Source organism: Chlorobaculum parvum NCIB 8327 (genome assembly GCF_000020505.1).
In the GTDB taxonomy this organism is placed as follows: Bacteria; Bacteroidota; Chlorobiia; order Chlorobiales; family Chlorobiaceae; genus Chlorobaculum; species Chlorobaculum parvum_A.
The window spans coordinates 1,412,695-1,426,202 of record NC_011027.1 but is presented as its reverse complement, the minus strand read 5'-3'; the positions used below and the strand labels follow the sequence as shown (position 1 = coordinate 1,426,202).

General features: G+C 53.8%; 15 protein-coding genes and 2 tRNA genes. 14 read left to right on the top strand and 3 right to left on the bottom strand.

Annotation, left to right across the window (positions count from 1 at the left end; all coding sequences use genetic code 11):
• Positions 1-6: 6 nt before the first annotated feature.
• The 3 genes from CPAR_RS06655 to CPAR_RS06645 all read right to left on the bottom strand — a co-directional run bounded on the left by CPAR_RS06655 (position 7) and on the right by CPAR_RS06645 (position 898).
• Positions 7-531, bottom strand: a complete 525-nt coding sequence (locus tag CPAR_RS06655; protein ID WP_012502549.1) for an HIT family protein — start codon at positions 529-531, stop codon at positions 7-9.
• An 86-nt stretch (positions 532-617) separates the two neighbouring features.
• Positions 618-701, bottom strand: a tRNA-Leu gene (locus tag CPAR_RS06650).
• A 112-nt stretch (positions 702-813) separates the two neighbouring features.
• Positions 814-898: transfer RNA gene (locus CPAR_RS06645), tRNA-Leu, on the bottom strand.
• A gap of 263 nt (positions 899-1,161) precedes the next feature.
• Here CPAR_RS06645 and CPAR_RS06640 point away from each other — a divergent pair.
• The 14 genes from CPAR_RS06640 to CPAR_RS06575 all read left to right on the top strand — a co-directional run bounded on the left by CPAR_RS06640 (position 1,162) and on the right by CPAR_RS06575 (position 13,500).
• Positions 1,162-1,755: a hypothetical protein gene (locus CPAR_RS06640; protein ID WP_012502548.1), complete on the top strand. Its 594-nt coding sequence runs from the start codon at positions 1,162-1,164 to the stop codon at positions 1,753-1,755.
• On the top strand, positions 1,737-2,789 hold the full coding sequence (locus CPAR_RS06635; RefSeq protein ID WP_012502547.1) for a ferrochelatase: 1,053 nt from the start codon (positions 1,737-1,739) through the stop codon (positions 2,787-2,789). Before CPAR_RS06640 ends, CPAR_RS06635 begins: the two co-directional genes overlap by 19 nt.
• 5 nt (positions 2,790-2,794) lie before the next feature.
• Complete coding sequence (locus CPAR_RS06630; protein WP_012502546.1) at positions 2,795-3,385, top strand: tetratricopeptide repeat protein; 591 nt, start codon at positions 2,795-2,797, stop codon at positions 3,383-3,385.
• 44 nt (positions 3,386-3,429) lie between these two features.
• A complete protein-coding gene (locus CPAR_RS06625; RefSeq protein ID WP_012502545.1) occupies positions 3,430-3,681 on the top strand; it encodes a hypothetical protein in 252 nt (83 codons plus the stop codon).
• Positions 3,682-3,896: 215 nt separating this feature from the next.
• Positions 3,897-4,331, top strand: a complete 435-nt coding sequence (locus tag CPAR_RS06620) for an NADH-quinone oxidoreductase subunit A (protein WP_012502544.1) — start codon at positions 3,897-3,899, stop codon at positions 4,329-4,331.
• 27 nt (positions 4,332-4,358) lie between these two features.
• The gene (locus CPAR_RS06615; RefSeq protein ID WP_012502543.1) at positions 4,359-4,928 is read left to right on the top strand and encodes an NADH-quinone oxidoreductase subunit B; all 570 of its coding nucleotides are present in this window, start codon (positions 4,359-4,361) and stop codon (positions 4,926-4,928) included.
• Between the two features lie 44 nt (positions 4,929-4,972).
• A complete protein-coding gene (locus tag CPAR_RS06610) occupies positions 4,973-5,473 on the top strand; it encodes an NADH-quinone oxidoreductase subunit C (protein ID WP_012502542.1) in 501 nt (166 codons plus the stop codon).
• Positions 5,474-5,527: 54 nt separating this feature from the next.
• Positions 5,528-6,730, top strand: a complete 1,203-nt coding sequence (locus CPAR_RS06605; RefSeq protein ID WP_012502541.1) for an NADH-quinone oxidoreductase subunit D — start codon at positions 5,528-5,530, stop codon at positions 6,728-6,730.
• Positions 6,731-6,778: 48 nt separating this feature from the next.
• The gene (nuoH, locus tag CPAR_RS06600) at positions 6,779-7,858 is read left to right on the top strand and encodes an NADH-quinone oxidoreductase subunit NuoH (protein WP_012502540.1); all 1,080 of its coding nucleotides are present in this window, start codon (positions 6,779-6,781) and stop codon (positions 7,856-7,858) included.
• 41 nt (positions 7,859-7,899) lie between these two features.
• Positions 7,900-8,541, top strand: a complete 642-nt coding sequence (locus CPAR_RS06595; RefSeq protein WP_012502539.1) for a 4Fe-4S binding protein — start codon at positions 7,900-7,902, stop codon at positions 8,539-8,541.
• A gap of 75 nt (positions 8,542-8,616) precedes the next feature.
• Positions 8,617-9,138, top strand: coding sequence for an NADH-quinone oxidoreductase subunit J family protein (locus CPAR_RS06590; protein ID WP_012502538.1), 522 nt, complete (start codon positions 8,617-8,619; stop codon positions 9,136-9,138).
• A 17-nt stretch (positions 9,139-9,155) separates the two neighbouring features.
• Entirely contained in the window at positions 9,156-9,473 is a 318-nt protein-coding gene (gene nuoK / locus CPAR_RS06585) for an NADH-quinone oxidoreductase subunit NuoK (RefSeq protein ID WP_012502537.1), read from the top strand.
• 52 nt (positions 9,474-9,525) lie between these two features.
• Positions 9,526-11,820 (top strand): NADH-quinone oxidoreductase subunit L, encoded by a 2,295-nt coding sequence (gene nuoL, locus CPAR_RS06580; protein ID WP_041466305.1) that lies wholly within the window; start codon positions 9,526-9,528, stop codon positions 11,818-11,820.
• A gap of 42 nt (positions 11,821-11,862) precedes the next feature.
• Positions 11,863-13,500 (top strand): complex I subunit 4 family protein, encoded by a 1,638-nt coding sequence (locus CPAR_RS06575; protein ID WP_012502535.1) that lies wholly within the window; start codon positions 11,863-11,865, stop codon positions 13,498-13,500.
• Positions 13,501-13,508 lie beyond the last annotated feature (8 nt).

The following is a 13,508-nucleotide window of genomic DNA, read 5'->3' as shown; positions in this document are numbered from 1 at the left end:
CTCGGGTTACGAAGCTTTCTGCTCGCTTTTGAGCTTGTCGATGGCCTCTTTGAGCTGGACGTAGGTTCTGCGCAGGTCGTTGGAGAGCACCTTGGTTTCACCGAGCACCGGCATGAAGTTGGTGTCGCCCTCCCAGCGGGGCACGATGTGGAAGTGGATGTGCGTATCGACGCTGCCGCCCGCAACCTTGCCGAGGTTGGCGCCGAAGTTGAATCCCTGCGGCTTGTGGGTGATTTTGAGCGCTCTCATGCAGAGGTCGGAGATTTGCATGATTTCAAGCATCGTCTTGTCGTCAAGATCGCTGAATTCCGGAGTCTGGCGGTAAGGAATGACCATCAGGTGCCCGCAGTTGTACGGGTAGAGATTCAGAATGGCGAAGCAGTACTCACCACGAGTGAGCACGTAGCGCTCTTCATCCTGCTCCGGCGGAATATCGGCGAAGACGGACTTGCCTTTCTCCGGCTTCGGGTGTTTTTCATCCTTGAACGAGTCCATATACACTTCGCGCCAGGGGGAGTACATTCGTTGCATGGGAAATCTCTGCTGATCTTGTGATCCGGTCTTACGGGTTGCCGGGATCATGACACATTTTAGAGGGGGCTTGAACAATCACTGCGTACCAAAGGTGGGACTCGAACCCACACGAGCTTGCGCCCACTGGATTTTGAGTCCAGCGCGTCTACCAATTCCGCCACTTTGGCATGAGTCCATCATGAAAAACCTGCTTCGTAATTTGATTGCAGCACTTCCCGAAATTTGTCGGGATTACACTCAAACCGCTTACGACGGTTTTTCATGATGTCAAAGAACGTATGGTGCGAGAGAAGGGACTCGAACCCTTACGCCTCACGGCACTAGTTCCTAAGACTAGCGTGTATACCAATTTCACCACTCTCGCGTTAAAGAACGCCAATATACGTGGTTTCCCGTGATAATACATAATCTTCTCGAATTTTCCTGATCGCGATTTGAAAGCGGATTTCTTACAAGCATTGAATGCGCACCGATCGAGGCGACAGGCGCTGAATACTCTCTGAATCATAAGCCATGAGCGAAGTGTTGGCGTGATCTGTTGCTTTCGGTTTGTGTTGGAAAGCGTTATCTTCTCGAACTCCTGAAATTGGTCGATCAGACCTCTTTTTTTCACTTACAGATTCTCTGATGCAGTTCGATATACGCCGGTTCGCCTCTCTGGTTTCATGGGTTATCAGTCCTGTCGTCGTGGCGCCGGCAGTTTATCTGTTTGTTGTGCTGATCGGTTATCGTGAGGAGCCTCGCCACTACGAGTGGCTTACCGTGCTTTTTCTGGCTGCAACTATCGCGCCGATGTTTCTGATCTACGGCTTGAAGAAAATCGGCAAGGTTTCGGATTACAACATCAGCTTCAGGGAGCAGCGCTTTCTGCCGCTGTTTGTGCTTGTCGGCCTGAACCTGATCGGCTACGAGTTGATGAAGCAGCTCGATTCCCCGCGTTTTCTTTCGGGGATTCTGTTTTTCAATGCGGTTAATACCGTCGTCATTCTGCTGGTTACCCTTCAGTGGAAGATCAGCATTCATCTTTTTTCTCTTACATCGTCGATTGCGCTTCTGGTGCTGTTTTTCGGCCCGCAGTTTCTTGGACTCCTTGTCTTTATGCCGCTGCTGATGTGGTCGCGCATTCACCTCAGAGCGCACAATTTCATGCAGACGCTGGTGGGCGGCATCATCGGGTTTCTGATGATGTACCTTGAATTCAAATGGTGGCTTACCCTGTGAGAAAACGGCGCTACACGGTGGTGCTGGTGACGTATGGAGAGGTTGAAAAGCTCTCGGTGCGCGCTCTCTGGCCGAGTTCCCGCAAGATTGTTGAGGTGGTGACCCGGCAGATCGTGCAGTTGCCGAAGCTGCTGATCTACATGCTTGCCGATTACCGTTCAGCCAAGCACTATCTCGACTGGAAGCTGAACCGCTACCGTTCACGGCTGGTTGAAATCAACCGTAAACAGACGAAGGGCGTGGCTGATGAGTTTCGGCGTCATCCGGAGCTTGCTGGCGAGAGTGCGGTCGAGGTGACTGATGCCTATTATTTCGTTCCGCCATTTCTGGAAGAGGTGATCGAAAAGGCGCAAGGCAGGTCTGACGGGATTCTGGTTGTGCCGATGATTCCGGTCGAGTCGGCGTTTTCCTGCGGTCCGGCCTGCCAGATGGCTGGCGATCTTTTGGGCGAGGGGCATCTCGGATTGCTCAGAGTTGTTCGCGGCCTCTGGAAAGATGAGGAGCTGCACCGCCTCTATCTCGATCATCTTTTCGAGTCGCTTGGCTCTATCGAAAAGCCTGGTCGGAAGGGACTGGTGCTGGTGATTCACGGTACGATCGTACGCAATCGCAGAGGAGAGCGTCCATCGGTGTTTACCGGCTTGGATGAGACCTTCGAGTTTTACCGGATCATGCGCGATAAAATTATGGCCGATCCGCGCAATTCGTTCGACGAGATCAAGATCGGTTGCCTGAACCACAGTCGGGGAGGCGAGTGGACGCCCGAGACGGTGGAACGCGCCATCGCCGAGTTCGAGCAGGAGGGATTCGAATCGGTTGCGATGTTTCCGTTCGGCTATTTCGCCGACAACAGCGAGACCGATTACGAGTCCAAAAAGTTGCTTGACCATTCAAGCGTTGCCCATAAACACTATATTTCGTGCATCAACGATTCTCCGGCATTCGCCAGGTGGCTGGCCTCCAAAATCGCTGGTGAACTCGGAGTGCTCGAACTCCAGCTTCGGGCGTTTGGTGCAGATGAAACCCAGGAATGAATACCATGAACGATAAAGAGCCCATCGCTCCGTTGACAGACGATCATGCCACCGCCCGTGAGGGGCAGTATCGGGAGGCGCTTGAACATATCGAGGCAGGAAAGTACCATCAGGCGATTGAGTTGCTTAATGTGCTTGCGGGACCAGCCTCAAGGGATGCGCGGATTCGCTATGCCCGCGCCGTGGCGCTGCTCTCGACCGGTCTTTACCGCCAGGCGGGCACTGATCTTGTCTTTACCGTCGTGCTCGACAGGGAGTTCCTTCCTGCGTATCGCCATCTCGGTTACGTGCTGCTTTCGATGGGAAAAGAGGAAGCAGCGATCAAGGTGCTACACAAAGCGCTCGAGCTGGATCCGAACTTTGTCGATGCCTGGGGCGTGCTTGCCGATGTCTATATGGATCTCGGGGAGAATGAAAAAGCGTTCGAGGCGCTCGACAAGGCGCTTGAACTTGAGCCACGGAACAGCGAGGTGCACTGCAAGCTGGCCATGTATTATCTGTCTCGAGGCGACATCAAGGGGTTGCGTAGCGAGTATGAGCTGCTCAAGGAGATGGAGCCCGATGTGGCTGCCCAGATTGCTGAGCTGCTGCCCTGACAGGCTGGCTTGAAAAGAAGAACAATGAAAAACGATCAGGAACGATGAAGTTTTTTCCAGACGAGGAGAAAAAAAAGCGGTTCATGAAAAACGGCCTGCCGGTAATGTTTGCCGTGGCCTGGACGCCCATTATCTGGATGGTGCTTGCTGCTGTGCTTGGACCGGTGCTTGAGCGTGTTTTACCGGTATGGCAGTTGGTTGTGCTCATCATAGCGATGCTTTCCGTGCTGGCTATGGTGATGCTTGTCCGATTGTTCAGAATTCTCGGTTTAAAGTTTTTTGGTGAAAATGGCTGATCGCTAAAATATTAAGACTGTTAATTGCTTCTACTTAAAATGTGTGGGTGAAGTGTTTTTGGTGTCTGCTTTTTTGTGTCAAAAAAAGCAGCTTTTTGTATCGGCTTCAATGGTTTTTTTCTTATATTTGCGGCACTTGATTCAGAGGCTTTTCAAGCCCCGCATAGAAAAGGGAGCCAGAAACTCCCTTTCCTTTTAATGTCAAACAGCTGAACATGGATCAGACGTTAAGCAATTTTGGTACCGTTTTCGTGTTCCTCGTCCTCGGTATCGTGTTTGTGGTGGGTGGTTACCTGACGGCGAGAATGCTCCGCCCGAGCAGGCCCAACGAGGAAAAGCTTTCAACCTATGAGTGCGGTGAGCCGGCTGTGGGTAGTGCCTGGGTCAAATTCAATATCCGCTTTTACGTTGTCGCCCTTATCTTTATCATCTTCGATGTCGAGGTGGTGTTCCTCTATCCCTGGGCAACGGTTTTTAAGCAGCTCGGTATGTTTGCGCTTGTCGAGGTGCTGATTTTTGCCGGCATTCTTGTGCTGGGACTTGTTTATGCATGGGTGAAGGGTGACCTGGACTGGGTGCGTCCGACTCCGAATATCCCGAAAATGCCGGAGCTGCCGAAACGGCACTCGTCTGGTCGTTCGAACGGATAATCTTTCAATCATCATCGATTACACGCTATGGGTTTGCTTGATGCCAAGGTATCGAACCGGAATGTTCTGGTAACATCGGTTGACAATGTGATGAACTGGGCCCGCCTCTCTTCTCTGTGGCCTATGGGTTTCGGTCTTGCATGCTGCGCTATCGAGATGATGGCAACCAACGCTTCGAACTACGATCTCGAGCGCTTCGGGATTTTCCCGCGTTCGTCGCCTCGCCAGTCCGACCTTATGATTGTGGCCGGCACGGTCACCATGAAGATGGCCGAAAGGGTGGTGACGCTCTACGAACAGATGCCTGAGCCTCGCTATGTGCTTTCTATGGGAAGCTGCTCGAACTGCGGCGGTCCTTATTGGGATCACGGTTATCACGTGCTCAAAGGTGTTGATCGCGTCATTCCTGTCGATGTGTATGTGCCCGGTTGCCCTCCGCGTCCCGAGGCGCTGATCGGCGGGCTGATGAAGATTCAGGAGTTGATTCGTATGGAGGGGCTCGGTATTTCGCGTGAAGAGGCCCTGAAAAAGCTTGCCGAAAAGAGTGTCGACGCCCAGCAGGTACTCGACCAGACTCGCAAAGCGGCGATAGCCTAACCAATATTATCCAAGACAAGGGAATGGAAGAAGCAGCAAACCAAATGTCGCCGGCGGTTCTTGAAAGCAAGGCGGCCTATGATATTATCAAAGAGCGGTTCGGTGATGCGGTGTCGGAGTTCGATGCCAACCCCACCATGCCCTTTTTCGAGGTGCTCGATGCCAGCAGATGGGTAGACATCGCACTCTACATGCGCGATAATTCTCTTCTGCAATTCAACTACCTTGCCTGCCTTTCGGGCATGGATTATCCCGAAGAGGAGAAGCTCGGTATCGTCTGCAATCTCGAGTGCATCGGTAAGTACACCCACAAGCTTGCCGTCAAGGTCAAGTGCCAGCGTGACGGTGGCTCCATTCCTTCGGTCTCATGCGTGTGGCATACGGCCAACTGGCATGAGCGTGAAGCCTACGATATGTACGGCATGGTCTTTGAAGATCATCCCGATCTGCGACGGATTCTCTGTCCTGAAGACTGGACCGGTTATCCGCTTCGCAAGGACTACAAGGTTCAGGAAACCTATCACGGCATCAAGGTTCCGTACTGACTCCAATCACGACGCTAACAGACGAGAGCACAAAACGTAAACAAGCTTCCGAGCATGCAGGAATTAGGTAAAGTTGAATCGAACTCCATAAGGGTCACCCGTCAGGACGACAAGCGCATCACTATCGAAAAGGATCTCGATACTGAGCATATGGTGCTCAGCATGGGTCCGCAGCACCCTTCGACTCACGGCGTGCTCCGTCTCGAATGCATCACTGACGGTGAGGTGATTGTCGAGGCCGAGCCCTATCTCGGTTATCTCCATCGCTGTTTCGAGAAGCATTGCGAAAACGTTGACTATCCCGGCATTGTTCCCTACACCGACAGGATGGACTACCTCGCCGGCATGAACAGCGAGCTGGCCTACTGCCTTACCGTCGAGAAACTGCTCGACATCGAAATTCCCCGCCGCGTTGAGTTCATCAGGGTCATCACCTCCGAGCTGAACCGGATCGCCTCACACCTTGTCGCTATCGGCACCTACGCTATCGACCTTGGCGCGTTTACTCCGTTCCTTTTCTGCTTCCGCGATCGCGAGCATATCATGAATCTGCTCGAATGGATCTCCGGTGCGCGTATGCTTTATAACTATATCTGGATCGGTGGTTTGGCTTATGATGTTCCGGCCGATTTCAAAAAGCGCGTTGCCGAGTTCGTGACCTACTTCAGGCCGAAAGCGGTCGAACTGTACAAGCTTCTGACCGAGAACGAAATTTTCGTCAAGCGTACCAAGGGCATTGGCATCATGCCTGCCGACGTGGCAATCAACTTCGCCTGGAGCGGCCCGATGCTCCGCGGCTCCGGTGTCAAGTGGGACTTGCGCCGCAACGACCCCTATTCGGTTTATCCGGAACTCGATTTCGAGGTGCCGGTGCCGGACGGCAAGTTCTCCGACGTCGGTGACTGCCTGTCTCGCCACCTGGTTCGTGCGCTCGAAATGGAGGAGAGCCTCAAAATTATCGAGCAGTGCCTCGACAAAATGCCTGAAGAGCAGGGTTTCGACCCGCGGGCGCTTATCCCCAAGAAAATCCGACCGAAAGCTGGTGAAGTCTATGGCCGTGCCGAGAACCCGAGAGGGGAGCTTGGCTACTACATCGTAAGCGATGGAAAGTCGACCAAGCCTGTTCGTTGCAAGGCCCGCTCGTCGTGCTTTGTCAACCTGGCGGCCATGAAGGATCTTTCGAAGGGGCAGTTGCTTCCCGATCTGGTGGCCATCATCGGCAGTATCGATATCGTGCTGGGAGAAGTTGACCGCTGACCGTTTTAACAAGACAATAGTTTATTTCAAGCAGGTTCGCCTATTGATATGAGTTCATCACCATCTCTGAATACCTGGTCCGACGCCCTTTCAGGATTGTCCATCGGCTGGTTCCCGCTCGGTCTGGTCATCATTGCGGCCATTCCGCTCGTGTTCATTGCGCTCTACGCGCTGACCTATGGCGTGTACGGCGAGCGCAAGATTTCTGCGTTCATGCAGGACAGGCTTGGCCCGATGGAGGTCGGTATCTGGGGTCTGTTGCAGACGCTGGCCGACATTCTGAAGCTTCTCCAGAAAGAGGATATCGTGCCGAAGCTGGCCGACAAGTTCCTCTTCGTGATCGGCCCCGGTATCCTTTTCGTTGGTTCTTTTCTTGCCTTTGCGGTACTTCCGTTCGGCCCGGCCTTTATCGGTGCCGACCTGAACGTGGGTCTCTTCTACGCTGTCGGTATCGTTGCCATCGAGGTTGTTGGTATCCTCGCCGCCGGTTGGGGTTCCAATAACAAGTGGGCGCTCTACGGCGCGGTTCGAAGCGTCGCCCAGATCGTGAGCTACGAAATTCCCGCATCCATCGCGCTCCTGTGCGCCGCCATGCTGGCCGGCACGCTGAGCATGCAGCAGATCACCATGATGCAGGCAGGCCCCGGTGGCTTCATGCACTGGTTCCTGTTCACCAACCCGATCGCCTGGCTGCCGTTCCTTATCTATTTCATTTCCTCGCTTGCCGAGACCAACCGAGCCCCGTTCGATATTCCTGAAGCTGAATCCGAGCTTGTGGCCGGTTATTTCACCGAGTACAGCGGCATGAAGTTCGCCGTGATCTTCCTTGCCGAGTATGGCCGCATGTTCATGGTGTCGGCGATTATCTCCATCGCGTTCCTCGGCGGCTGGACCTCTCCGCTTCCGAACATCGGTGGTCTGGAACTCAATACCATGACCAGCGGGCCGGTGTGGGGCGCTTTCTGGATCATCATGAAGGGCTTCTTCTTCATCTTCGTGCAGATGTGGCTTCGCTGGACGCTTCCCAGGCTCAGGGTTGACCAGCTCATGTATCTCTGCTGGAAGGTGCTGACGCCTTTCTCCCTGATTGCATTTGTGCTGACCGCAATCTGGGTGATCAACCATTAATCGTGAGAGCATAGACAGGCAAGCAAGACGAACAACAAACTATGAGCGAGTACTTCAGCAATATAAAGACCAGTGCGACCACCATCGCGACCGGCATGGGCATTACCCTCAAGCACTTCTTCAATGCGGTCAAACGCAAGGGAGATGCGGGTATCGACGATGCCGACTACTTCCGCCAGGTCGATGGTCTGTGCACCTTGCAGTATCCGAAGGAGGCGATTCCGACTCCGCCGCATGGCCGCTATCGCCTGTATTGCAATATCGATGACTGCATCGGTTGCCGTCAGTGCGACCGCGCTTGCCCGGTGCAGTGCATCACCATCGAGACCATCAAGGCGACCAGCGATGATCTTGAGGCCTGTGGCAAGACCTCCGGTGGTCAGCAGAAGAGAATGTGGGTTCCGGTTTTCGACATTGATGTCGCCAAGTGCATGACCTGCGGCATCTGTGTCAGCGTCTGCCCGACCGAGTGCCTGTATCACACTCCAGTGGCTGATTTTTCGGAATTCAACGTAAAGAACATGATGTATCACTTCGGCAACCTCTCGAAGATCGAGGCCGAAGCGAAGACGAAAAAACTTGCCGAGCAGCAGGCCCAGGCAGCCAAGGAAAAAGCTGCTGCAGGTGGTGCTCCGGGAGCAAAGCCGGCACCGAAACCGAAACCGGCGCCTCCGCAGGCCTGAAGACTGTCATACGATTAACTGTAGATGAATGCAACGGCGAGAACGGCGCCGAATACCAACAAGTGCTGATAAATCATGAATGAACTGACCATTCCAATCATCTTCTACATCTTCGCGGCTGTGACCGTTGTGTCGGCGGCGTTTGTCGTGTTTTCGAAAAACGTCATCTACTCGGCCTTCTCATTGCTGTTCACCTTTTTCGGCGTGGCTGCCCTGTATGTTTTTCTGAGCGCGGACTTCATCGCCGTGACGCAGGTGGTCGTCTATGTCGGCGGTATTCTGGTGCTGCTGCTGTTCGGTGTCATGTTCACCAACACCATCATGTCAACCGAGCTGAAAGCGGATGTCATGAACATGGTGCCGGGGGTGATTCTGCTGTTTCTCATGATTGCCGGTATGCTGTTCACTTTCTACACTGGAGGCGGCTGGATGCCCGGACTGGTGCAGCTTCAGGGCAGTGTTGTCGAGAGCATCGGCATGGAAACCATGTCCCGCTACATGCTGCCGTTTGAAATGGTCTCTATCGTGCTGCTGGTCGCCCTGCTTGGCGCGGCGTACCTGGCTCGCTACGACAAGGCTCAAAACAAAGAACAATAAGGGGAGTTCAAGAATACATGGAACAGTTTCTGTCGATTGGCGTCAATCACTTCCTGACGATTTCCGTATTGCTTTTCAGTCTCGGCATGTTTGCCGTGATGACCCGCAAGAACGCCATCGTCATTCTGATGGGTGTCGAGTTGATTCTCAATGCGGCCAATATCAACTTCCTGACCTTCTCGAAGTACAACGGAGGCATGGAGGGGGTGATGTTCAGCCTTTTCGTGATCGTGCTGGCCGCTGCTGAAGCTGCCGTTGCCCTGGCTATTGTGATCAATATTTTCAAGACCTTCAAGACGGTCGATGTCTCAAGCGTGGACACCATGAAGGAGTGACCTGTCACGCCATAACTCTTAAAGCTGCAAATTCTCTGTAAACCGAAACATGATGCACAGTTTAATCCAGTTATCGATCGCTGTTCTGCTCCTGCCGCTGCTCTCGTTTGTGGTGCTGATATTCTTCAACCGCAGGCTGCCGCGCAATGGCGATTTTGTTGGACTCGGTCTGTTGGGAACGTCTTTGGCGATTTCCCTCTATATTTTCTGGACCGTGATCGTTCAGCACTACGATCCTGCGTTCAGGGTTGCTTGGGATTTCACCTGGCTTGATTTCGGCAATGTGCCCGGAGTCGGTCCGCTGCAGATCAAGATGGGAATCGTGATCGATAACCTCACCGCGATCATGCTGGCGATGGTCAACCTCATCAGCTTCCTGGTGCATCTGTACTCGACCGGTTACATGCACGGCGAAACCTATTATGGCCGTTTCTTTGCCTATCTCGGTATCTTCACCTTCTCGATGTTCGGCATCGTGCTCTCCGACAACCTTTTCTCTATCTATATTTTCTGGGAGCTTGTCGGTCTGTCTTCCTATCTCCTCATCGGTTTCTACTTCCACAAAGACAGTGCGGCTGATGCACAGAAGAAGGCCTTCCTGACCAACCGTGTCGGTGATATCGGCATGTGGCTCGGTATCCTTATTCTTTATTCGCAGTTCCACACTTTCGGTTACCAGGAGATTTTCGCGCATATAAAGAACGGCGACTTCCACATGTCACAGGCCTGGCTGACTGCTGCCGGTGTGCTGCTCTTCATGGGTTGCGTCGGTAAATCGGCCCAGTTCCCGCTGCACGTCTGGCTGCCGGACGCTATGGAAGGCCCGACTCCTGTTTCGGCGCTTATCCATGCGGCGACGATGGTTGCGGCCGGTGTCTATTTCGTGGCACGTATCTTCGTGATCCTGACTCCGGACGCGCTGCACGTGATCGCTTTCATTGGTGCCTTCACCGCTTTCATGGCCGCGACCATTGCTATTACCCAGCACGACATCAAGCGCGTTCTGGCCTACTCGACTGTTTCGCAGCTCGGTTACATGGTGCTCGGCCTCGGCGTCGGTGCTTACTCTGCCGCGCTGTTCCACCTTCTGACACACGCTTTCTTCAAGGCTTGCCTCTTCCTCGGTTCCGGTGCGATCATTCACGCTATGCACCACGAGCAGGATATGCGCTGGATGGGTGGCCTGTACAAGAAGATGCCGTGGACCTTTGCTACGTTCATGATCGCTACGCTGGCGCTTGCCGGTCTGCCGCTTACCAGTGGCTTCCTTTCGAAAGACGCTATTCTTGCCGGTTCGCTCGGCTTTGCAGCAGTCGAAGGCGGCGGAATTTTCTACCTGATTCCGGTGCTCGGTTTCGGTGCTGCTGTTCTGACCGCCTTCTACATGGGCCGTCAGATCTGGCTGGTTTTCTTCGGTGAGAGCCGTACCCACCTCAAGCCGAAATCGGCTCACAGCATGGACGATCACTCCGATGGCGATGTCGATCACATTCATGACGCAGCACATGGCGGTCACGACGATCATCATCCGGTTCACGAGGTTGCCTGGAACATGAGGCTCCCGCTGGTGGTGCTGGCTACGCTTTCGGTTTTTGCCGTCTTTTCGCCTGATCCGTTTGATGGCGGAAAGGGTTGGTTCATGCACCTGGTGCAGACTCCGGCAACGGTGGTCAGCTCCGGTGAAGCGGTGCCTCACGAAGGTGCCGCGCTTCACACAACGCAGGCAGGTATGCTTCTGGCTGAAGCCCACACCGACACGCAGCATGTCGAGGCAGCAGCAGAGCATGGTCATGTTGCCGAATCCGCTCATGGTGAGGAGGCTCACCACGGCCCGGTGTACGATGACCCTCGTCAGGCCGAAATCGCGCACATGACGCACGAGAACCACTACACGGCTATCAAGCTGTCGTCGATTATGGTGGTCATCGGTATCGGTATGGCGCTGATTTTCTATGTTTTCAGAATCATCGATCCCGACAAGACTGCGCAGGCCATTCGTCCGCTCTATCTGTACTCGTTCAACAAGTGGTACTGGGACGAGATTTACGACGCGACTGTTATCAAGGGTTCGATGCTTATCGCCAGGATTTTTGCCTGGTTCGATGCCAACATCATCGATGGTATCGTCAATGGCGTTGCGACTGTCTTCAGAAAGGTTGCATTCGCCAACGGCAGTTTCGACAAGTATGTCGTGGACGGACTGGTCAATTTCACGGCCTTCACCGTTCAGACCACCGGCGCCGTCTTCCGGAAGGTTCAGACAGGCAAGGTGCAGACCTATCTGGTCATGGTGGTTGTGGCAGTTCTGGGCTCGTTTGCCTGGTTCATTACACAATTCATGAAATAACCGAACGATTTAATTTATCTCCGAACATAACAGGTACTGAACATGCTGAGCTTAATTGTATTTCTGCCGATCATTGCCGGACTTATCATTTTGGCTGTGCCCGCGTCGCAGAAGCAGATCATCAGGATCGTGTCGCTCCTGGCTGCGCTGGCGCAGGGAGTGCTCGCCTTCCTTATCTGGCGTCAATACGACCCCACGATGGCGGGTATTATCGCCGCTCCCGGAGGGTCGCCGGAAGGTTCCTTCCAGATGATCGAGCGCCTGCCGTGGATCTCTCTCAACCTCGGCTCGTTCGGCCCGCTGAACATCGAGTACTTCCTCGGCGTTGACGGTCTTTCGATTACGATGGTCATCCTGACCGCGCTGATTTCGATCATTGGCGTGCTGTCGAGCTGGACGATCCAGAAACAGGTGAAGGGTTACTTTATTCTCTATAACCTGCTCAGCACGGCCATGATGGGCTGCTTCGTGGCGCTTGACTTCTTCCTGTTCTACGTGTTCTGGGAGCTGATGCTTCTTCCGATGTACTTCCTCATCGGTATCTGGGGCGGTCCGAGAAGAGAGTATGCTGCCATCAAGTTTTTCCTCTACACGCTGTTCGGTTCGGTGTTCATGCTTCTGGTTATGATCGGCTTGTACTTCAGCGTTATCGATCCGGTGACCGGTCACAACACCTTCAGCCTCGTTGCCATGGCCAGCCAGGAGAACTACATCCCCGGTGCTATCCTCGGCCCTGAAAGCACGACCTGGAGATATATCGCCTTTATCGTTCTGTTCATCGGTTTTGCCATCAAGGTTCCGATGTTCCCGTTCCACACCTGGCTCCCTGATGCTCACGTTGAGGCTCCGACTCCGATCTCGGTTATTCTGGCCGGTGTGCTTCTGAAGCTCGGTACTTATGGTATGATGAGGATCAACTTCCCGCTGTTCCCTGAGGTTTTCCATGCAGGTCTTTATGTGATCGGTGTGTTCGGCGCGATCAACATCATCTACGGCGCATTCTGCGCTCTGGCCCAGCAGGATCTGAAGAAGATGGTTGCTTACTCGTCGATCAGCCACATGGGTTATGTGCTGCTCGGTCTGGCCGCTGCCAATACCGAAGGTATGATCGGTGCGCTCTACCAGATGTTCAACCACGGTACCATCACCGCCATGCTCTTCCTTCTGGTCGGTGTCATTTACGATCGCGCACACTCTCGTCAGATCGACAAGTTCGGTGGTCTGGCTACCTATATGCCGGTCTATGCCGGTTTCGTGACCGTCGCATGGTTCGCTTCGCTTGGCCTTCCTGGCCTCAGTGGCTTCATCTCTGAGGCGCTCGTGTTCGTCGGTGCGTTCACCGAGCCGATCACCCGCCCGATCGCTATGGTTTCCGTACTCGGTATCGTTTTCGGTGCTGCTTACCTGCTCTGGTCGCTGCAGAGGATGTTCCTCGGCAAGCGCAAGCCGGATGCACTGTATGAACTTGAAACGGATGCAGAAGGTCATGAGCACATCCACTTCCACGACTGGAAAGGCAAGCTCGATCTCGACGCTCGCGAACTTACCATGCTTGTTCCGCTGACCATTATCGTTATCGCGCTCGGTATTTATCCGATGCCGGTGATGGGGCTTTTGACCAGCAGCATCAACAAGCTTGTCGAAGTTCTCGGCCCGGTTGCCATGACGGCGATGCATTGATCCGGTAA

Bases quoted from the DNA above. Each gene is read 5' to 3' on its own strand.
- CPAR_RS06590 (WP_012502538.1), top strand. From the start codon at position 8,617: ATGAATGAACTGACCATTCCAATCATCTTCTACATCTTCGCGGCTGTG.
- nuoL (WP_041466305.1), top strand. From the start codon at position 9,526: ATGCACAGTTTAATCCAGTTATCGATCGCTGTTCTGCTCCTGCCGCTG.
- CPAR_RS06605 (WP_012502541.1), top strand. From the start codon at position 5,528: ATGCAGGAATTAGGTAAAGTTGAATCGAACTCCATAAGGGTCACCCGT.
- CPAR_RS06655 (WP_012502549.1), bottom strand. From the start codon at position 531: ATGCAACGAATGTACTCCCCCTGGCGCGAAGTGTATATGGACTCGTTC.
- nuoK (WP_012502537.1), top strand. From the start codon at position 9,156: ATGGAACAGTTTCTGTCGATTGGCGTCAATCACTTCCTGACGATTTCC.
- CPAR_RS06610 (WP_012502542.1), top strand. From the start codon at position 4,973: ATGTCGCCGGCGGTTCTTGAAAGCAAGGCGGCCTATGATATTATCAAA.
- CPAR_RS06635 (WP_012502547.1), top strand. From the start codon at position 1,737: ATGGTGGCTTACCCTGTGAGAAAACGGCGCTACACGGTGGTGCTGGTG.
- CPAR_RS06615 (WP_012502543.1), top strand. From the start codon at position 4,359: ATGGGTTTGCTTGATGCCAAGGTATCGAACCGGAATGTTCTGGTAACA.
- CPAR_RS06620 (WP_012502544.1), top strand. From the start codon at position 3,897: ATGGATCAGACGTTAAGCAATTTTGGTACCGTTTTCGTGTTCCTCGTC.
- CPAR_RS06630 (WP_012502546.1), top strand. From the start codon at position 2,795: ATGAACGATAAAGAGCCCATCGCTCCGTTGACAGACGATCATGCCACC.
- CPAR_RS06625 (WP_012502545.1), top strand. From the start codon at position 3,430: ATGAAGTTTTTTCCAGACGAGGAGAAAAAAAAGCGGTTCATGAAAAAC.
- nuoH (WP_012502540.1), top strand. From the start codon at position 6,779: ATGAGTTCATCACCATCTCTGAATACCTGGTCCGACGCCCTTTCAGGA.
- CPAR_RS06575 (WP_012502535.1), top strand. From the start codon at position 11,863: ATGCTGAGCTTAATTGTATTTCTGCCGATCATTGCCGGACTTATCATT.
- CPAR_RS06640 (WP_012502548.1), top strand. From the start codon at position 1,162: ATGCAGTTCGATATACGCCGGTTCGCCTCTCTGGTTTCATGGGTTATC.
- CPAR_RS06595 (WP_012502539.1), top strand. From the start codon at position 7,900: ATGAGCGAGTACTTCAGCAATATAAAGACCAGTGCGACCACCATCGCG.